The 20,297-nt window shown below is 45.7% G+C and carries 18 protein-coding genes and 4 tRNA genes; 4 read left to right on the forward strand and 18 right to left on the reverse strand.

What is annotated here, in order from left to right; all coding sequences use genetic code 11:
- Positions 1-22: 22 nt before the first annotated feature.
- From KY305_RS19895 to KY305_RS04485, 3 genes are all read right to left on the reverse strand, one after another.
- Positions 23-403 carry a hypothetical protein gene (locus KY305_RS19895; protein ID WP_262417548.1) on the reverse strand — a complete coding sequence of 127 codons (381 nt, stop codon included), beginning with the start codon at positions 401-403 and terminating at the stop codon, positions 23-25.
- A 241-nt stretch (positions 404-644) separates the two neighbouring features.
- Positions 645-2,063, reverse strand: coding sequence for a sensor histidine kinase (locus tag KY305_RS04480; protein WP_223061637.1), 1,419 nt, complete (start codon positions 2,061-2,063; stop codon positions 645-647).
- Positions 2,064-2,065: 2 nt separating this feature from the next.
- Positions 2,066-2,749 (reverse strand): response regulator transcription factor, encoded by a 684-nt coding sequence (locus KY305_RS04485; RefSeq protein ID WP_223061525.1) that lies wholly within the window; start codon positions 2,747-2,749, stop codon positions 2,066-2,068.
- Positions 2,750-2,959: 210 nt separating this feature from the next.
- Here KY305_RS04485 and KY305_RS04490 point away from each other — a divergent pair, with 210 nt between their 5' ends.
- Positions 2,960-3,871, forward strand: a complete 912-nt coding sequence (locus tag KY305_RS04490; protein WP_223061526.1) for a PepSY domain-containing protein — start codon at positions 2,960-2,962, stop codon at positions 3,869-3,871.
- Positions 3,872-4,390: 519 nt separating this feature from the next.
- Here the strand turns inward: KY305_RS04490 and KY305_RS04495 are convergent.
- From KY305_RS04495 to dnaB, 13 genes are all read right to left on the reverse strand, one after another.
- Positions 4,391-5,587 carry a S1C family serine protease gene (locus tag KY305_RS04495; RefSeq protein WP_214800265.1) on the reverse strand — a complete coding sequence of 399 codons (1,197 nt, stop codon included), beginning with the start codon at positions 5,585-5,587 and terminating at the stop codon, positions 4,391-4,393.
- A gap of 86 nt (positions 5,588-5,673) precedes the next feature.
- The gene (locus tag KY305_RS04500; RefSeq protein ID WP_214800266.1) at positions 5,674-6,468 is read right to left on the reverse strand and encodes an MBL fold metallo-hydrolase; all 795 of its coding nucleotides are present in this window, start codon (positions 6,466-6,468) and stop codon (positions 5,674-5,676) included.
- A gap of 14 nt (positions 6,469-6,482) precedes the next feature.
- Complete coding sequence (locus tag KY305_RS04505; protein ID WP_223061527.1) at positions 6,483-7,322, reverse strand: two-component system regulatory protein YycI; 840 nt, start codon at positions 7,320-7,322, stop codon at positions 6,483-6,485.
- The gene (gene yycH / locus KY305_RS04510; RefSeq protein WP_223061528.1) at positions 7,309-8,667 is read right to left on the reverse strand and encodes a two-component system activity regulator YycH; all 1,359 of its coding nucleotides are present in this window, start codon (positions 8,665-8,667) and stop codon (positions 7,309-7,311) included. The genes KY305_RS04505 and yycH overlap by 14 nt, the downstream gene beginning before the upstream one ends.
- Complete coding sequence (walK, locus tag KY305_RS04515) at positions 8,657-10,492, reverse strand: cell wall metabolism sensor histidine kinase WalK (protein WP_223061529.1); 1,836 nt, start codon at positions 10,490-10,492, stop codon at positions 8,657-8,659. The genes yycH and walK overlap by 11 nt, the downstream gene beginning before the upstream one ends.
- 6 nt (positions 10,493-10,498) lie before the next feature.
- A complete protein-coding gene (walR, locus tag KY305_RS04520; protein WP_004393104.1) occupies positions 10,499-11,206 on the reverse strand; it encodes a cell wall metabolism DNA-binding response regulator WalR in 708 nt (235 codons plus the stop codon).
- 339 nt (positions 11,207-11,545) lie between these two features.
- Positions 11,546-11,618 (reverse strand) — tRNA-Phe (locus tag KY305_RS04525).
- A 39-nt stretch (positions 11,619-11,657) separates the two neighbouring features.
- Positions 11,658-11,734, reverse strand: a tRNA-Asp gene (locus KY305_RS04530).
- An 83-nt stretch (positions 11,735-11,817) separates the two neighbouring features.
- A tRNA-Glu gene (locus tag KY305_RS04535) sits at positions 11,818-11,889 on the reverse strand.
- A gap of 9 nt (positions 11,890-11,898) precedes the next feature.
- Positions 11,899-11,974 (reverse strand) — tRNA-Lys (locus KY305_RS04540).
- A 204-nt stretch (positions 11,975-12,178) separates the two neighbouring features.
- The gene (locus KY305_RS04545) at positions 12,179-13,471 is read right to left on the reverse strand and encodes an adenylosuccinate synthase (protein WP_223061530.1); all 1,293 of its coding nucleotides are present in this window, start codon (positions 13,469-13,471) and stop codon (positions 12,179-12,181) included.
- Between the two features lie 236 nt (positions 13,472-13,707).
- On the reverse strand, positions 13,708-14,121 hold the full coding sequence (locus KY305_RS04550; protein ID WP_223061531.1) for a VOC family protein: 414 nt from the start codon (positions 14,119-14,121) through the stop codon (positions 13,708-13,710).
- 120 nt (positions 14,122-14,241) lie between these two features.
- Positions 14,242-15,606, reverse strand: a complete 1,365-nt coding sequence (dnaB, locus tag KY305_RS04555) for a replicative DNA helicase (protein ID WP_214800345.1) — start codon at positions 15,604-15,606, stop codon at positions 14,242-14,244.
- A gap of 174 nt (positions 15,607-15,780) precedes the next feature.
- On the opposite strand from dnaB, the gene KY305_RS04560 reads away from it, so the two are divergent.
- Positions 15,781-15,978: a DUF2188 domain-containing protein gene (locus KY305_RS04560; protein WP_223061532.1), complete on the forward strand. Its 198-nt coding sequence runs from the start codon at positions 15,781-15,783 to the stop codon at positions 15,976-15,978.
- A 29-nt stretch (positions 15,979-16,007) separates the two neighbouring features.
- Here the strand turns inward: KY305_RS04560 and KY305_RS04565 are convergent, their stop codons facing one another.
- Positions 16,008-16,217 carry a hypothetical protein gene (locus tag KY305_RS04565; RefSeq protein WP_223061533.1) on the reverse strand — a complete coding sequence of 70 codons (210 nt, stop codon included), beginning with the start codon at positions 16,215-16,217 and terminating at the stop codon, positions 16,008-16,010.
- A gap of 120 nt (positions 16,218-16,337) precedes the next feature.
- Between KY305_RS04565 and KY305_RS04570 the strand changes: the two genes are divergently transcribed.
- Together KY305_RS04570 and KY305_RS04575 are read left to right on the forward strand one after the other, a co-directional pair.
- Positions 16,338-16,481, forward strand: coding sequence for a YycC family protein (locus KY305_RS04570; RefSeq protein WP_214800273.1), 144 nt, complete (start codon positions 16,338-16,340; stop codon positions 16,479-16,481).
- A gap of 162 nt (positions 16,482-16,643) precedes the next feature.
- The gene (locus KY305_RS04575) at positions 16,644-18,713 is read left to right on the forward strand and encodes a glycosyltransferase family 39 protein (protein WP_223061534.1); all 2,070 of its coding nucleotides are present in this window, start codon (positions 16,644-16,646) and stop codon (positions 18,711-18,713) included.
- Positions 18,714-19,004: 291 nt separating this feature from the next.
- On the opposite strand, the gene KY305_RS04580 is transcribed toward KY305_RS04575, so the two are convergent.
- Positions 19,005-20,297, reverse strand: a complete 1,293-nt coding sequence (locus tag KY305_RS04580; protein WP_223061535.1) for a glycosyltransferase family 4 protein — start codon at positions 20,295-20,297, stop codon at positions 19,005-19,007.

Here is a 20,297-nt window from a genome sequence, read left to right on the forward strand (position 1 = left end):
TACCCCTTTACACTAAAACCCTCTATACATGGATCTTGCAGATACAGACTTTTCCCAAAACAAATTGGGTAATAATGAGTTGTATTCTCGAATAAACCAAAAAGTTCCTTCTTTTTTTATCTCTGATAAAATTAATGATCGTTTTTTTCATTTTTTGATCGGGAATATCCCGGATGAAATATTGGCTCAAATAGTGCATGTAGCTCGGCAGGAATAAATGGAGCTCAATATCAAACTCCTTTTTATCCAAGTGATAATAATCATTGAAATGACTGATGCGGCGAATGGATACGTCAGCTCCGGCAAGCTGAAAAAGACGTGCGACTCTCTCAATGATTTCTCCGTTCGGATAGTAATCGGCATAGACGATCCGGATCGGTTCTTTTCTTGAGAGTGCGGACAATGCCTTCTGCGGCTTCTGCCTGCTCTCCCATACTCCGATCAGTTAATCAGTGGGTGTACAGCCAGCTTTTGTTTATCAAAATGCCGCTGTATGAATGTCCGCACCGTTTCATCCTTTACCTTTAACGTAAATAACATAATCCGTGTACTGTTTATATGTCATGTTTGAATGGTGAAACTGGGTATGGCACGTCACGTCTGAATTTATATATAATTCGTGATAACTTTTATGAAAAGCCGTTTTATCCCGGCAGCCGAATGATAAACACGGAGCCTTTTCCTTGTTCGCTTTTCACTTCGATCGTTCCGTTATGGCTCTCGATAATGGTTTTTGTGATCGCAAGCCCAAGCCCGGTGCCGCCGTATTTACGCGCACGTGAGGTTTCTGCCCTGTAAAACCGATCAAACAAATGAGGCACGTGTTCCGGGGCGATGCCGGAACCGTTATCGGCAATCATGAACATAATCCCTCCGTCTTTTTGCAGCGATACGGTGATGATTCCCGTCTGTTCATCCGTGTGCTGTACCGCGTTATAAAAGAGGTTGAGAATGACCTGCTTCATTTTGTCCCGGTCAAAGACGATTTCAATTTCCTGATCAACAAAAAACTCCAGCTTTCGTTTTCCCGCAAGCAGCTTCAGCTGAGGCTCCATTTCCAGGATGACGGCTCCGAGCACTCCTTTTTCCATTTCAAAGCTCGGCACCCTGTCAATTTTCGCAAGAAACAGAAGATCCTCAATCAATTTATTCGCTCGGGCAGATTCTGCATACATACTTTGAAGCGCTTTTTCTTTCTGCTCCGGCTGCTCGGCCGCTCCGCGCATCAAAATTTCGATAAAGCCATGAATGGAGGTAAGCGGTGTTCTCAGCTCATGGGAGGCGTCAGACACAAACTGCCGGATGCGCTCCTTTGCTTCTTTTTCCGCTCGGAAGGATCTCTCAATCCGCTCCAGCATTTGATTAATGGATACCCCCAATGACTCAATTTCCGCCTGCTTTTTATATATAGGAAGCCTTTTATTCAGATTTCCGGCATTAATTTCACCCATCATATGGACGATTCGCGATAACGGCTTAAGCGTAAGCCGAATAACCGGTAAAAATGTAAAAAGGCCGATCAGCAGAGCCGCAAAGGAAAGCGTCGCAAAAATACTGATTTGCCGAACAAGCAAATCATTCAGCGGCTCTGTCAATGTACTCATTTGGATGACTCCCGCCTGTTTGCCGTCAATGGAAATCGCCTGAAACACGACAATGATTTCTTCCCCTGAATCGTTATGAGCCACCTGATAATGAAGCGCCATGGTGTCCTGAAGCGCATTTTGATACACTTTTTTCGGAAAAGACGGCGGCGCTCCGGCGTGAGGGTCTTCTGATAAAACAGACATTTTGTTTGATTTGCTGATAAAAGCAACCGTTCCCCCGGGGTACAGCAAATTCGGATGAAGCGGTTTTTCAGAATTTGAAAGTGTCTTGATGGATTTCCACACATTTTGATCCATCGAATTAATATAGCTTTGGATGCTGATGGCTTGGTTTTCATACATCCTGTGTGTCATAAACATGTACTGTGTACCGCCGACGAAGCATAGCAGCAGGGTTAAAATCACCAGTGACCGAAACAGGAGCTGAAAACGAAGGGTTCTATACAGCTTTTTCATGTTCATCCCAGATCCACCCTGTACCCGGCGCCGCGGACCGTACGAATCACTTTATGCTCTTTGTCCTTCAATTTTTCACGTAAAGAGCGAATGTATACCTCGACAATATTTTCTTCACCATAGAAATCATAGCCCCACACTTGATCCAGAATCCTCGTTTTGCTGAGAACCGTTCCGTGATGCAGCACCAATAGTTTCAGCAGCTCATATTCGGTTGCGGAAAGCTTCATAGGTTCTCCTTTGTACACAATTTCTCTGCTTCTGTCATCAATTCGAAAAGGCCCCAAGACCACTTCATCAAAGAGGTGGGGAAATTGATTCCGGATTCTTGCGTAAATCCGGGCAAGCAGCTCCTCGAAGCTGAACGGTTTTATCATATAATCATCCGCGCCTTCAATCAGCGCCTTCACGCGAAGCTCCACTTCATCCTTTGCAGTCAGCATGATGACAGCGGTATTGCTAGTCTTTTTGAGCATTCTTGACAGCTCAAACCCATCCATTCCCGGCATCATGATATCCAAAACGGCAATATGAGGCTGGAATGTTTTGACAAGGTTCATTGCCGCCATCCCGTCTGCCGCAGACATCACTTCGAATCCTTCATTGACAAGCCCCATCGTTAAAAAATCAATGATGGCCGGCTCATCATCTACAATCAGCACCTTGATGCCTTCCAACTTATCCATGATGTAGTCTCTCCTTAGATGTATCCGCCTGTCTTTATTTTTTTCGCTTCATCTTCTATTATTCGCTTTTATCTGAAACCAAACTGAATCTAAGCTGAAAATCCGCTGAATTCAGCAAGTTTTCAGCTTGCCCTCATTTGATTTTCAGTTTGAATCTATACAATTAGCCTTAGTTGGGAAGCCAACAATGAAATTAAGGAGGAATACAAAATGGGTATTACAAAAGTTTTATCAGGAGCTGCACTGGGAACGATCATTTCAATCAGTTCATTATCTTCTGCACACGCGGCTGTCCTTCATAAAGATGATGCGGCGCAAGCGAAAGTGGAAACAAAACAGCAAGCTTCCATCACAATAGCGAAGGCAAAACAAGTTGCATTGAACAACTGCAGCTGTAAAGGCGCCGTTCAATCAGCACAAATGAAGAAAGTGAACGGATCTTACGTATATGTCGTAAACGTACTTGATGTGAAAGGCATCCAGCACACTATCAATGTGAATGGCGATAACGGAAAAGTCATGCAGCATCACGCGGCAAAGAAACAGCAATTCATCACAAAAGCCAGTGCAGAAAAAATCGCATTGAAAAACTGCAAAGGCACTGTGAAATCTTCTGAGCTGAAGCAAGAAAACAACGTGATGGTTTACATCGTCCAAGCAGCCGGACAAGACGGTAAACTTCATACTTTCCATATTAATTGCAAAAACAGCAAAATCGTAAAGCATGACATAAAGGAAAACAAAGTAAACATGACTCGTGCAAAAGCGGAATCTTTCGCATTGAACCATTGCAAAGGTGTCGTTAAGTCTTCTAAAATGAAAACGGAAAATGGCGTATCCGTATACGTTGTCAGCATTTTCGGTCAGGACGGCAAACTGCATACCCTCCACATGGATGGCAAAAGCGGTAAAGTTCTGAAAGAAGACGTTCAGAAAAAACAAGTCATGATCGCGGCTAAAAAAGCGCATTCCATCGCACTCAGCCACTGCAAAGGCACTGTGAAATCTTCTGAAATGAAGAAAGAAAACGGCAGCTTCGTGTACATCGTGAAAATCACTGCTCAAAACCATACTGAACAAACTGTAAAAGTAAACGCTGAAAACGGAAGTATTTGTAAATAAAAATCTACTTGCCGGCAGTTACAACTGCCGCTTCAATTTCGTACCATCAGTCTGTTTCAATCAAAAAGTTCTAAGTTCATGTCTACCTTTTTCTAAATATACCTATTTTCAACTGAACGTGTGTGACCCGCGTTCAGTTCTTTTTTTATCAGAGGGATGGTAAATACAAATAACGGTTTGAAATTCTTCTCTTCACAATTGAGCTTCTAAAAAACGGCATAAAAAAAAGCGCCCCGAAAAGGACGTTTCCATGACAAGTCTTTCTATACAAACGGAAAAATGCGAATCGCAACTGCTTATGAGCCGTTATATTCTGCATTCCAATATAATTCTTCCTTCACATTCATTTTCAAATTCACTCAACACAATAATTATATCTGCCGTTTTCATGTTCCCACCCCCCTTGTTACGAACATTATAATATATCCAGTTTATGTAATTCAATGATGACCTTAAGTAAAGCCTGCTGTCAAACAGCAGTGTAATCAAAAAGCAGCCCGGTTTTTCCCGGGCTGCTTTTTATTTCTGTAATCGCTCTGCTTCCGACAGTTTGACGTCTGCTGTTTTTTTCTTACCTGAACGGTAGAAGGTAATCTTCACACGATCGCCGATTTTTTTCTGATACAGGCGTTCACGGAGATCCACAATGTCATTGACCTTATGACCGTCAAATCCGGTGATGACGTCGAGCTTTTTCAATCCCGCTTTTCCGGCCGGTGAAAAAGCGTCAACTCCCATGATGACCGTTCCTGCTTTGATGCCTTTAGGAAGCTTAAGCGTCTGGCTCCAATGGTAGCTGGCAATGTCGGTTAATGATTTCATCTCGATGCCGAGGAAAGGGCGTCTGACTTCCCCGTATTTCTCTAAATCCTGAATGACGGGAATGACAAGCTTAGACGGGATGGACAGGCCGATCCCTTCAACAGCCGATTCTGCGATTTTCATCGAGTTTATGCCGATGACTTTTCCTGAGATATCCATCAAGGCGCCGCCGCTGTTCCCCGGGTTAATGGCCGCATCAGTCTGCAGCACTTCCGCATTCCAGTCAGGCTGTCCGTCACCGTTTGAATCAACGGGGACCGTCCTTTCCGTCCCTGAAATGATCCCCTGTGTCACCGATCCCGCAAATTCAAGCCCCAGCGGATTCCCGATGGCGATGACCGGCTCCCCGACTTTCACTTTATCGGAATTGCCGAACTGGGCAATCGCTTTGATTTTGTCGGTTTTCACCTTCAGGACGGCGAGATCCATGAGCCGATCACTTCCGATCAGGTCGGCAGGCACCCGCGATCCGTCCTTCAGGCTGATTTCAATTTGAGACGCGCCTTCAATGACATGATGATTGGTTACGATATAGACGGTGTTGCCGTTCTTTTTGTAAATGACGCCGGACCCGCTTCCGGCTTCACCGCTTTCTCCCCAAATATCCGTCTTTTGAATATTGAGGACGCCGACCACCGTATCGGATACATCACTGACCATTTTTGTGACAGCGTCATTGACGTTCACATTTACTGTTTTCACCTGTTCGCTGCCGATATTCTGATTTGTGTTCATGCTGGTTGCCCCATGGTCACCGCCTGTCCAATACGGCAGCAAAAAGGCCATGAGCGCAGCCCCGACGATGACGCCGATCAGGCTTGAAAGGAAGTATCCTCTCTTGCTGCGGCGAGGCCGTTCAGGGGCATACTGTTCATCCTCGCGATTATAATCCACCCTATCTCAAATCCTTTCAAGAGAACTCAATTTGGTTATAGTGTGGGTTAGAACGCGAATTAATAATCATGATTCATTTGAAAAAATTACACGGCACACAGCGGTGTCGGTTTTTTCGGATCGGTGTCATATAAATCAAAGGATTCCCCGGTGACATATCCTTTCGCAGCTAATGTCTGCTGAACGGACATTCTGGCCAGTTCCTTCATATTATTGTCTTGGCTCAAATGCGCCAAATAGATGCGTGACGTGCCGTCGCCGATCACATCGGTCATGGCGAGCGCCGCGTCTTCGTTTGAGACGTGGCCGACATCGCTTAAGATCCGGCGCTTAATGCTCCATGGGTATCTCCCCATTTGCAGCATGCCGACGTCATGATTACTTTCAAAAACGAAAACATTCGCCTCGCGGATAATGCCTTTCATTCTATCGCTCACATATCCGGTGTCCGTCATGAGTGCGAGCTTTCTGCCTTGATAGTGAAAGACATAAAACATCGGCTCGGCCGCGTCGTGGGAGACGCCGAAAGACTCGACGTCAAGCCCGCTGAATGATTTCACGCTCTCCATCGGGAAGATGAACTTTTGCCCGGTGTCCAGCTTGCCGATCTGATTCTCCATCGCCTTCCACGTCTTTTCATTGGCATACACGGGAAGCTGGTACTTTCTTGCGATGACGCCGAGCCCCTTAATATGGTCGCTGTGCTCATGAGTGACAAAGATGCCGTCTACATCGTCTATCTTGCGCCCGATTTGCGCCATCAGCCCGTCCATTGCTTTTCCGCTCAGACCGGCGTCCACCAGAAAAGAATGCTCTTCTGTTTCCAGATAAAACGCGTTTCCCGTACTCCCGCTCGCAAGCACGCTAAATTGCAAGCCCATTGTGTCTCACTCCATTATTTATTTTGATTGTTATCAATCACTGTGCTCTCCATTGCATTGACAGTGTAAGTTTCCAGCGTCTTTTTCTTCGATCCTTTTGATTTGTCTTCAATTGTAATTCTCCATACCGGCGCCAGCACCTGCGTGCTCGTCAGCGGATATTGGGCAATGTAGCCGAATTTCACGCTTTTTACGGTGCAGTTCGCTTTTAAGTAGTTTTGAGAATACAATAACTCGACGGCATCAAGCTCAGGAATCAGGCTTTCTGTCTGGATTCGTTTGAATGACTCCAGCATGGTCTGCTCGTACGATACAACCTCGTTTTTATCATTCAGATGCAAAATCACCTCGCCGATAGCATCCGAGGACGAATCATAATCCTGATAAATATATTGGCCGTCATATGTCTGATAAAAAGTGATCTGCTTTTTATCCTTGTCGGTTTTCCACAGCTTATATTTTTCGCCGCCGGTTATTTTCGAGCTGACAAGCGATTCTGCGTCATCCTGCGGTTTTTGCTTCGACAAGGCGATCGGGTTGGAGAACTTCATTCTCAATGTCGTTACCTTATGGTCACCTGCAGGCATGTCCATTAAAGGCTTTTGATCTTTTAAGCCGTTGATGTCTTCCTCAGTAAACACCTTTTGGCTCGCTGTCATCCGGTAACCGGCAGTTGAATCAGCAGACAGATTACCGAAGACGATATGATCCATCTCCATGTCGTTTTCCACATTTGACGTTTTAATCACTTCATATTCACTGCTGGAGCGCTTTTCAAAAAACTGAAATCCAAGAAAAATATCGAGGATGAGGAAGGCAATGATGAAGATTGTTTTTGTTTTATTCCACTCCATTATTGTCCTCCTCCTTCGCCAGCAAGTCCTTCGTGATCGGCACGATCTTTCCGTTAATTTTCATACTCCACACCGGCTCAAGCTCGACCAGATCATTCGTTGACGACGATACCATCTGATACGACAAGAAGATTTGGTCAATCTTATTCACATCGTACTTGTGCTGCTGTTCCAGCAATGCTACAACCTCATTGCCGCTCATCAGCTTCACATCTTTTGTTTTGATCGGGTTCGGCCCGAGAACGTAATTCGGCCGTTTGTAGCTGAGCACCTCTTCATTGGCCCATTGCAGATTCAATACAGGCCCGGTTCCAAAAGGTTTAGATGTGCTGTTGATGACGGGCATTTGATCTTTAAACATGTAGAAGCTCAGCTGCTGGTTATCACTGACATTGAAAAATTGATAATGATCCGTCCAGCTTCCGGTATCCTCTAAATATTTATAGCTCTTCTTGATAAGCTCACCTGTTTGATAGGAGGTGCTTTGCGCCAAATTGCGGTGCTGGAATTGAATTTGGCGCTGCGTCGAATTGATTTCCAGACGGCTGATTCCGTCAGTCAACACATTCCGGTTATAATTCGGATCTTCTCTTACAGTGCTCGGATCATTAAAGAGCGTCTGTTTAAACAGATTCGTCTTAATCGTTTCTGTAATAAATTCTTTTTCCTTCATTTCAAACGGCTCATTCGGCATGAGAAATTCTTTGCTTTTCCCGACCGAATAGATATGGTACAACGGCATGCTGGATTTTTTGCTGTATAGCTCGTTCATCATGTTGCGGTAGTTGGCCGATTCCACGGTCACTTCCAGAATCAGCTGCTTGCTGTAAGACACCAAGTAAATCTTCTTATTAGCCTTATTCTCATGAAACGGAATGACAATATGATCAAATGAGCTGTATTCCATCGACTGGCTCGACCATTTAAACATCGTCTGAAAGATATCAATCGGAATGGTGTCATTGAATTGCAGATCCAGCTTCGCCGAATTGCCGTTTCTTCCGTAGAGCCAGTTTTTAAAACCGAGCTTGTCGTATTGGTCTGAAATGTCCTTCATGCCCTTTATTTCCCATCTCGGCAAATCGGACCATAAATCATTAAACATTGTCTCGTCGTTCACCTTGTAATGGGCGCCGTTTGTATGAATAAACATATCCCGCGGCTTGATCGTTTGCGTCATTTTTTGACTGGTCTTATCAATCTTATACTTTTCCCGGACAGTCGATTTGGTTGAGGCCGTACCTTCTGAAAAATTGGGCTGAAACGTCCAAATCCCCCATGTTAAAACAAGACTAATGATGACAAGTACCGATAGTATGACTGTTTTTATATTTTCACGCCTCATCCCAATCATCCTCTTGCTCTTCTTTATATGGAAGAGTAAATGTAATCTTCGTTCCCTTTCCTTCTACACTGTCCGCCCAAATATCACCGCCGTGCGCCTGAACCATTTCTTTGGCAATCGCAAGGCCAAGGCCGGTGCCGCCAAGCTTTCTCGTCCGGGCTTTGTCCACTCTGTAGAAGCGGTCAAAGACCTTTTCCACATCTTTTTTCGGAATGCCGATTCCTTCATCTTTTACGCTGATGTAAAGCAGCTCTTCCTTTTCATTTACATCAACTGAGAAGGTCACATGCCCGCCTTCCGGTGAGTATTTCAGCGCGTTTGAAATGATATTATCAAGAACCTGCGTCACTTTATCCTGGTCAATTTCCACGTACAGATTTCTGTCCGGGAGCTCTCGGATAAACTCGACATGCTGTTCCTTCGTCATTTCAAAACGGTCAATGATCAATGACATAAAGCGGATCATATGAATCCACTCTCGATTAAACTGATAATCCTTGCTGTCAAACTTAGAAAGCTGGAGCAGATCATTCACCAGCCTGATCATTCGCTCGGTTTCATTTTGGGTGACCATTAAGAAGCGCGGAGCAATATCTTTATTCTCCCATGCACCTTCAGCAAGCGCCTCTAAATAGCTGCGCATTGTCGTCAGCGGCGTCCGAAGCTCATGAGACACGTTGGCAACAAACTCTCTGCGCTCCCGATCCAGTTTTTCTTGTTCTGTGACATCATAAAGAACTGCGATTAATCCATCAATTTTTCCGTGCTCTCTCTGAATAACGGAGAAATTTACCCGCAGCACAGTTGTTTCATCATCGCGATCTATTTCCAGCAGCATTGAATCCTGCTGTTCTACTAAATCTTCAAATGTGAAGTTCTCTTTTATGCCTAATAAAGACGTAATCGGCATCTCTAAAGCCGTTTCACGTGAAACATTCAACAGCTCCAGTGCCGGGCTGTTTAAGAGAATAATAGCGCCGTTTCGGTTCGTGGCGATGACTCCGTCCGTCATATACGCGATAACGGAGGAAAGCTTCCTTCTCTCACCTTCAGTCATTGCTTGCGCATCTTCAAGCTCTCTTGTCAGATGGTTGAAGGTCGTCGCAAGCTGGCCGATTTCATCATGCCCGTATTTTCTGACCTTTCTGGAGAAGTTTCCTTTTGCCAGCTCCATCGCCTGCTTGCGCATGTCCGAAAGCGGATGGGTAATCGTCCGGGCGAGGAATATCCCCAGAAGAGCCGTCAGGACAAGGGCTAAGCCTGTTCCGGAAGCAAGAATCGAGTTAACAGTCTTCATTTGGTTAAAGGTATCTTCCATACTGGCCACGACATAAATCGCACCGACGACTTCTTGATTCTCGGTGATGACCGGCTTTGCCGAAATCAGCACCCTGTTTTTGCTTTTAGGGTCATAGTATTTTTTTGAATAGGCCTGCTTTGTTGAGAAAATCCGTTTAAAAATCGGATCTGTCGTCTGTTTGCCTGCTATTTCTTCACCATAAGGCCTTGATGATCCGACGACCTCATAGCTTTTATCAACAAACGTAATCTCACGGATTTCATTGTTTTTCGTAAAATCATTTAAAATGCGCTTGACGTCATCCTTGATCACGGTGCTGTCATTGTCACCTTTATATTCCTGTTCAATATAATAGGAAAGGTTGTCAATCCGCTGATTTAACGATAATTCATAGGACTTGAGAAGGGAATTCTCCACCTGTTTCACAAAATATACGCCGATGATCTGCATGGCAATGATAATGAGCAGCACATAAATCAGTGTGATCTTAAACTGAATCGACCGAAAAAAACCAACCTTATTCATCGTTGGTTAGTCCTGCTCAGGATTTCTCAAGTAATAACCGACACCGCGTCTCGTGACGATCCAGTTTGGATGGCTCGGGTTATCCTCGATTTTCTCACGGAGGCGGCGCACCGTGACGTCTACCGTTCTCACATCACCGAAATAATCATAGCCCCACACAGTTTGAAGCAGGTGCTCACGGGTCATGACTTGGCCGATATGTTTGGCTAAGTAATGAAGCAGTTCAAACTCACGGTGTGTCAGCTCGATTGTTTCTTCTCTTTTTGATACGACATACGCATCAGGGAAGATCACGAGAGAACCGATATGAATGTCATTAGAAGCCGACTCTTCCTCTGCGGGCGCAACTGTGAGCTGGCGGCGCAGATTCGCTTTGACGCGGGCCAGAAGCTCACGGGTGCTGAACGGTTTTGTGACATAGTCATCTGCTCCGATTTCAAGGCCGATGACCTTGTCAATCTCTGAGTCTTTGGCCGTCAGCATAATAATCGGCATATCATATTTTTTCCGGACTTCCCGGCATACTTCAACCCCGTCTTTATTCGGAAGCATAATATCTAAAAGAATTAAATCAGGCTGAAGCTCCTCCACCATTTCCACGGCTTCGTTTCCGTCATACGCACAATGCACGTCATAGCCTTCTTTTCTTAAATTAAACTCTAATATATCTGCAATCGGTTTTTCATCATCGACTACAAGGATCTTTTTATCCATCATCTTGATTTTCCTCCTGCCAGAATGACTTCATTTTATCTGTTGATGTTTCATGCTAATCTAAAACGGACCGCTTAAAAACGTTCCCTGTCTATTATAACGGTTTCAGGTCAAAAGATAAAAAAATTAAAGAGAACAGCGCAAAAACGTATTGAACTGCCATTCTTTTGTCATGTTTTTTATGTTCTTTTAAAAAATTTTATTTCTTTGAAACCTCACCAAAAAAATCTCCGTCTAGTGATTGACGTCTTCTTCTGGGGCCGGCTGAAAAGCCGGCTCTCCCTTTTTTTATATACAAAGAAAAAAACGCACCTACTATTGCAGATGCGTTTGGGTAAGTGGCTCGGGACGGAATCGAACCGCCGACACACGGATTTTCAGTCCGTTGCTCTACCAACTGAGCTACCGAGCCAGATGTTTCTTTTTCTATACTATATAAAGTAAAGTAAAATGGCGGTCCGGACGGGACTCGAACCCGCGACCTCCTGCGTGACAGGCAGGCATTCTAACCAACTGAACTACCGGACCTTACAGTAATTTGTCCGGAGCGCTGTATCGTGGCAGCCCTCCGAGACAAATAAGGAGTTAGCAATAACGCTAAAGTAAATCAATGACCCGTACGGGATTCGAACCCGTGTTACCGCCGTGAAAGGGCGGTGTCTTAACCGCTTGACCAACGGGCCATAACAAAATGGTGAGCCATGAAGGACTCGAACCTTCGACCCTCTGATTAAAAGTCAGATGCTCTACCAACTGAGCTAATGGCTCTTGATGTGTCGGATTATGTATCATAGAGCATTCAGACAAAGGCATTTCATTGCGGTACTCTATTGAAGCTGTTCCGTAACAACGAGATTTATAATATCATAGAACATTCGAAAGTGGCAATAACTTTTTTAAAAAATATCTATTATTTTTTTCCTAGATCAAAAAACAAGCCTCCGTGACCGGAGGCTTGTCTGCTTCATCACCCTAGTTGGCGCGGTAAACGCTGCGGATGACGTTTGTTTGTGAACGGTCAGGACCGACAGAGAAAATAGAAAGCGGAATACCTGTCAGCTGAGACACACGCTCAAGATAATGACGTGCATTTTCAGGAAGATCGCTGAGCGTTTTCGCGCCTGTAATATCTTCCGTCCAGCCCGGCATTTCTTCATAAACCGGTTCACATTCAGCGAGGGCTTTCAGGCTCGCCGGGAATTCTTCAATGACTTCCCCTTTGTAACGATAAGCGACACAGATTTTCAGTGTCTCAATTCCTGTTAACACATCAATTGAGTTCAGAGAAAGATCTGTGATTCCGCTGACGCGGCGCGCATGACGGACGACGACGCTGTCAAACCAGCCGACGCGGCGGGCGCGGCCGGTTGTCGTGCCGTATTCGCGGCCGACTTCACGAATTTGGTCTCCGATTTCATCTTTCAGCTCAGTTGGGAAAGGACCGTCGCCGACACGGGTCGTGTATGCTTTAGATACTCCGACGACATGCTGGATTTTTGTCGGGCCAACGCCTGAACCGATAGTGACACCGCCGGCAACCGGGTTGGATGATGTCACAAACGGGTATGTTCCTTGGTCGATATCAAGCATAACGCCTTGCGCGCCTTCAAATAACACACGGCGGCCTTCGTCAAGTGCATCATTAAGCACGACAGATGTATCGCATACATACTGTTTGATCTGCTGGCCGTATTCATAATACTCATCCAGAATATCCTCGATTTTGAATCCTTCTGTTTCATACATTTTTTCTAGCAGACGGTTTTTTTCTTCAAGGTTCCGTTCGAGCTTTTCTGCAAACACGTCACGATCTAAAAGATCTGCAATCCGAATGCCGATTCGCGCTGCTTTATCCATATAAGCAGGTCCGATTCCTTTTTTCGTTGTGCCGATCTTGTTGGCCCCTTTGCGTTCTTCTTCTACCTCATCCAATTTAAGATGGTACGGCAGAATCACGTGGGCTCTGTTGCTGATTCTCAAGTTATCCGTGCTGACGCTGCGTTCATGAAGATACGCAAGCTCCGTTATGAGCGCTTTCGGATCAACAACCATTCCGTTCCCGATGACACATGCTTTTTCTTTATAAAAAATTCCTGATGGGATCAAGTGAAGCTTGTACGTGACTCCGTCAAATTTGATGGTATGTCCTGCATTATTTCCGCCTTGATAACGTGCGATCACTTCTGCATTTTCTGATAGGAAATCAGTAATTTTACCTTTTCCTTCATCGCCCCACTGCGTACCTACTACGACTACTGAAGACATATATCCGTGCACCTCCGTTAACCTTTCAAACGATATCTCATTCAAACAAATTAAGTGTATCAGTGCAGAAACAGAAAGTCAATCGTAAAACCGAACATTAAAATCTTATCATTCTATATTTGTTCGCCTTAACCTTAATTAAAAGCGTTTTCTCTTTAAATTGTTATCTATTACCCCTGAAACTTTCACACTTTACCAAGAGAAAGAACCCAGAATCCCGGGTTCAAAGAAAACTCTTAGATTCCGCTCGTATTCATCAGAACAATCCGCCAGCCGTCAGGATCTTCTATCGTCACGCCTTTTTCCTTCCAATACGGATTCTCCGGTTCTTTCTCCTTAAACCCCATCTGCTTCAATTTCGTGCTGATGCGAATGACCTCCTGTTGGTCCGGCATGTAAAAAACAAGCAAGCTGTCACCGTGCGGGACGGGGGACGGGGCGGATGCATCCGTTTCTTCCGTAAATTCTAAATGGTATTGCGTACCGGGCATCCCGAACATCACGCCGCTGTATCCGTTATGTTCGGAGAATTCGCCGACTCTTTTCAGCCCGAGGCCTTCTTCATAAAACCTGATGATTTCGTTGAGCTGTCCGGTCGGCCGCGCCACCCGGATTTGTGCAGCTTGAAATTGCGGAAATGTAATCGTCATATCATATCGCTCCTCCTTTTCTTCCATTATATAAAAACGCTTTCATTTTTTCGCCTGCCAGACGAACGGCAATCCCTCATTCTTTCGAATGAAAAAAGCCTCAAGACATAGCTTGAGGCTTTACGCACCTGCCGGAACACCGCCGTCGTCAAAGCGCCGTTCCAGGTTAACGAATTTATTGTATTCCTTCACAAATGCCAGTGAGACGGTGCCCACCGGGCCGTTACGCTGTTTGGCAATAATGATTTCGATAATGTTTTTGTTTTCGGATTCTTTATCATAGTAGTCATCACGGTACAGGAATGCGACGATATCGGCATCCTGCTCGATACTTCCCGATTCACGGATGTCTGACATCATCGGGCGTTTATCCTGACGCTGCTCAACACCGCGGGAGAGCTGAGACAGGGCGATGACCGGCACCTCAAGTTCCCTTGCCAGCGATTTTAGCGCCCTGGAAATTTCCGATACCTCTTGCTGGCGGTTGTCGCTTGAACGCCCGCTTCCCTGAATGAGCTGCAAGTAGTCAATCAAAATCATGCCCAAACCGTTTTCCTGCTTCAGTCTCCGGCATTTTGAGCGTATTTCGCTGACACGGATGCCTGGGGTGTCGTCAATAAAGATACCGCTGTTTGACAGGCTTCCCATTGCCATCGTCAGCTTGCCCCAATCCTCTTCCGTCAGATTACCCGTTCTGAGGTTTTGGGCGTTAATATTTCCCTCTGCGCAAAGCATACGCATAACAAGCTGCTCAGCGCCCATCTCAAGACTGAAAATCGCGACGCTTTCATCCGTTTTGGTGGCGACGTTTTGCGCAATGTTTAAGGCAAACGCGGTCTTCCCCACAGAAGGACGGGCTGCGACGATGATTAAATCGTTCCGCTGGAAACCCGCCGTCATCCGGTCAAGCTCAATAAAGCCCGTCGGAATCCCGGTAATATCACCTTTCCGATTATGAAGCTGCTCGATATTATCGTATGTTTGAACTAAGACGTCTTTAATATTTTGAAAGGCGCCCGAATTTTTTCGCTGCGCGACTTCCATAATCGTTTTTTCCGCGTCGCTTAATAAATCCTCGACTTCGTCCTCACGCGTATACCCATCCTGGGCAATTGTTGTGGCGGTTCTGATTAAACGGCGGAGAATCGATTTTTCCTCCACGATTTTCGCGTAGTATTCTATATTAGCCGCTGTCGGAACCGAATTTGCGATGTCCGTAAGGTAAGAGACGCCCCCCACCTCTTCTAATAAATCGGTATTCGCAAGCTCTGACGTCACCGTCACCAAATCCACCGGTTCGCCGCGGTCTCCAAGCACCAGCATGGCATTGTAAATTTTTTGGTGTGACATTCTGTAGAAATCATCTGGAATCAACACTTCAGAAGCCAGTGTTAACGCAGACGGCTGTAAAAAAACAGCACCTAACACGGCCTGTTCGGCTTCTATATTTTGCGGCGGCAGCCGATCATTCAGAAGGTCTGTCATGCTAAGCACCGTCCTCTCCTTAAAAAATATCCAAACTCCATTTTACCATTTCTCAAGAAAAAAAATAGAATTATCTCGTTTTCCCTGTTTTTGTCAGTCCGATTGTTTATGTGTTTCGCTGTACCAACCGCCGGGAAAACAGATGAGTAATCAGAGAAATAGGAGGTTAGAAGGATGAAAACGTATGCGGTAACACCCAGTATTGATGCGGATGGCTGGTTTGTAAAAGTAGAAAATGTGGCGCCGACGGCTTTATATACATCAAAGGACGCCGCTATCGAGAAAGCCGAGCAGACGGCAAAAGAAAACAGCCCGTCTAAGCTTGTCATTTATGATCAGCATAAAAACATACAAGAAGAACGGACGTTTTAAGAAAAGCCTTCGCCCCGCGAGGGCTTTTCTTATTCCTTGAAACGAATATGCAAAACCGTTTGCGCCATGAGATCGGCCGTTTTTTGATAAAGATCCCATTCTTCATAGGCGGCAAACGCCCTCATCATTTCCTGTAATGTCTGTTTCAGCATGATAAATTCGTCTAACGTGCGCAGTTCTGCGGCTTTTTTTTGATAGTCAGCCAGCTTTTGCTGTAATAACAGTAATGGCGATTGCATGTGAAACCTCCCCCATTTAAGTTATAAAGCCCTGCTGTATAAACCTCCATTCCTTTGTCATATCCTCTTACGATTGATTTCTGATTTTAGTACAATGGAGAAACGGAAGGAGTGATATCCATGAAACCGCTGCAAATTTCCGCCGATACGGCTCAAAAGCTTGCAGAATCACTGAATCTGCCGCTCGAGCAGATCATGCACATGCCTCAGCACATTTTGCTTGCCAAATTAGCTGAAATCCAAAAAGAGAATGATAACAATTAAGGCTGCTCTCACATATATATGTGCGGGAGGCGGAAGCAATGGCTTTCCGCCTCTTTTTTACATGGAGAAAATTCTGGTAAAACGTTCTTTGAATCGTTATCGTTTATTCATAACATTTTCATATTTGTTTTTTACAATGGGGACACAAAAGAGGTGAAAACATTGAAAATAAAACGAATAGACACAGTCCTTATCGGCATTTTGTTTATAGCGGCTTTTTTGAATATGTACGGCATTTGGCAGGATGATGCCGCCAACCAATACTATTTGGCAGCCGTCAAAAGCATGACGCAAAGCTTCCGCAATTTCTTCTACGCATCCTTTGACCCTTCAGGATTTGTTACGGTGGATAAACCGCCGGTTGCATTATGGATTCAAACGATTTTCGCGCTGATCTTCGGCGTACATACGTGGAGCGTGATCATTCCTCAGGCACTCGCAGGGCTCGGATCGGTGATTCTGCTTTACATCATGATCAAACCGAAGTTTGGCACAGGCGCGGCCCGAATTGCCGCTCTTGTCATGGCGCTGACGCCGATTGCGGCAGCCGTCAGCCGAACGAATAATATCGACAGCATGCTCGTCTTTACACTGCTTTTCGGTTCATGGTGCTTAATGCGCGCTGTCAAACGGGGCAGGATGATTTGGCTATTAGCCGCATTTGCTGTTGTCGGGCTTGCTTTTAATATGAAAATGATGCAAGCCTGCATGGTGCTTCCGGCTTTTCTGCTGTTTTATCTTATTGCATCAGCAGCATCTATCAAGAAAAAAATCGTCTCTCTTCTCACATCTTTTGTTGTCCTCGCAGCGCTGTCCGTCTCGTGGGCAGTAACAGTTGATTCCATCTCTGCATCCAGCCGTCCTTATATCGGCAGCAGCCAGACAAACTCTGTACTTGAGCTTGCATTCGGCTATAACGGAACAGAGCGGCTGCTCGGACAAACGACAGGCCTTTCCCACGGCGCCATGAACGCCAGAGGGAAAGGCACGGCGCAAGACGGCATGAACATGCAGCCTCCGGGAGCAAATAGCTCCGCAGCAAGCGGCAATTCCCGGAAAGAAAGCAGCGGCAAAAACGGACAGGCTCAAATGCCGCAGCAGCCTTCCGGACAAAATGGAACCCCGCCAGCGCAAAATGGCGGAGGCTCACAAGGTCCCGGCGGCGGCAGCGGAAAGGGAGGTCCCGGCGGCGGAGGCCAAAGCATGAACATGTACGGCAACGGCACGGCAGGCCCGCTTCGGCTCTTCCAATCTGAATTGTCAGGCCAAATCAGCTGGATGCTTCCATTCGCGCTGATCGGACTGCTCGGTGTCGTCATCAGCTGGTTCCGCAATCGCCGTGAAAAAGCAGCTGAAATGAAAGAAACCTTGTTCTGGGCAGCTTGGCTTGTGCCTGCCGCCGGTTTCTTCAGCGTCGCAAGCTTTTTCCATCCGTACTACCTGATCATGCTGGCGCCGCCAATCGCAGCCCTTTGCGGAATCGGGTGGTACGCTATGTACGGCTTATACAAACACTCTAAAGATTGGGCAAGCTATCTGCTCCCGGCGGCGGTCTTTCTCACAGCCGCATTCCAGGTCTTCATATTAAGCGCATATACAAGCCAAATCGGCAGCGCTTGGATGAATGGACTCGGACTTTTAGGGCTTGGTGCAGTCGTGGCGCTGCTTGTCATGAAGCACAAGCATCCGTTCGGCAAGCAAATGACCATCATCACCCTGTGCGTCTTGATGCTTACACCGCTTTACTGGTCGGCCACACCGATTCTTTATGGAGGCAACAGCGTCATTCCTGAATCCGGCCCGCAGCTGAAGAGTTCAAGCGGCGGCAATATGTTTACCTCTGAAGTCGATTCAGGCCTGCTGTCCTACCTGAAAAAGCATAATACAGGCGAAGAATACTTGTTTGCCACATTGACAACGGTAACGGCCGCGCCTTATATCATCAACACGAATGAGTCAGTCATGGCGCTCGGCGGATTTAACGGCACTGATCCGATTTTGACACCGGCACAGCTGAAGAAACTCGTCGATGAAGGAAAAGTGAAGTATTTCTTATTATCCGGAAACAGTTCAGGAAACACGAAACTCGTTTCTTGGATCAAAAAGAACGGTACAAAAATCGCGGCTGATAAGTACAGCAGCACCGCTAAAACAAGCAGCTCATCCCAGCAAGGAATGATGGGCGGGCCAGGCGGACAAAGTCAGCAGACTCTGTATGAAATTAAAAAATAGCTGGAGAAAAGAGGCTGGGTATTTAACTCCAGCCTCTTTTTATCATCCGGGCGGATACAGCCGCCTCCTATCCTGCTCTTCTGTTTTTTGAAGGCCGCGAACGGTTCCGCGCTGAAAATTACTCGCCGATATGTAAAGATATACCGCTTTCAATCAACAGATGGGATCTTTCCGGCTTCCTTTGTGATACGGGCTGTTGACGGAAGGACGGTTTGAAAACATACCTGCATGTTCTAAAGATCCCCATCTTCATCATGAAAAAAGCACACTCTCTAAAAGTTCCGATCTTTTTTATAGAAATGAATGATACACACTGTTTATTCCTGAGACCATGATATCCTGCCGCAGATACTGCGTGGCATATGAGTGTGCTTCTTTTCCGAGCCGTTCTCTGAGAGACTTATTCGTAATCAGTAATACGAGAGCATCAGCAAGCTCGCGACTATTTCCGGGCTGACAAATCAGCCCTGTTTTCTCATGCCGGATCATTTCAGGTATTCCCCCGCAGTCAGATGTGATAATGGCTTTACCGGAAAACATAGCCTCGATGATCGCTACGGGAAAATTATCGTTTAGCGTGGGCAGGACGAAAATAGATGATTCAGCCAAAAGCGCTGGCACATCATGTCGTTTTCCGAAGAAAACCACACTGGAAAGACCAAGTTTTTGCTTCTTCTCTTCCAAAATCTTTCTCATGTTTCCGTCTCCGATTATCCATATTTCAACCCCGGACAAATGCTGCCGAATTTGTGCGAGGGCGTCCAGCAGCACGTCATGTCCTTTTCGCTCTGTCAGACGGGAAACACACGTAATCACAAGCTTTTCAGCACTTTTTTGCTGCGGTGCGGTTTGAAATTGAATGCCGGTATAAACAGTCGTCAGCTGGGTCTCCTTCGCGCCGTAATCCATTAAAGGCGCATGAAAGGAATCGCTGATTGTAATGATTTTGTCCGATGCCCGAATACCCTGTCTTTCTATTTCGCTGAAGTATGCCTCTTCAAGTGAACCCTTTTGTATTTTATGAAACTTTATCCGGCTTTTAGTAAAATGTCCGTGAGGCGTAAAAAAGAGCGGCCGCCGATACCTCTGATTGAGGTATCCCATCAAAAATACCGCAAATAAATCCTGCGCGTGAAACAAATCATATTGTTCTAAATCCTTTTCATTCAAAAATCTCTGAAACACATGTAAATAGCTAAGGTTTTTCACAATTTTTTCGTTTGCGGCTCCGTATCTGCCAAAAAGAAACGCCCTGATGTCATCAGCGGCCCGCGGGATATCTTCCTGAAAAAAAGATGGCGGCATCTGGAGCGGCGAGATGACATCTGCCCGATGACCGATGCGATCAAAACCTGTCTTAACTGACGCAATATAACTCGCTAATCCACCGACATTTGGGTAACGGAGAAAGGTCACGTACAAAATACGCAATGGCTTTTTTCTTTTGGAAGAGCTCTTTTTTTCCACACCAAATGGCCGCAGTGTTTCTTGTTCATTTTGATGTTCGATACCATAAAATTGATCCATTACGCGCAATAATGTGAGAGGCACCAGACTGTTTGACTTTCCAATCTCTTCTCTCAA

The organism is Bacillus sp. YC2 (assembly GCF_019891195.1).
Taxonomy (GTDB): domain Bacteria; phylum Bacillota; class Bacilli; order Bacillales; family Bacillaceae; genus Bacillus.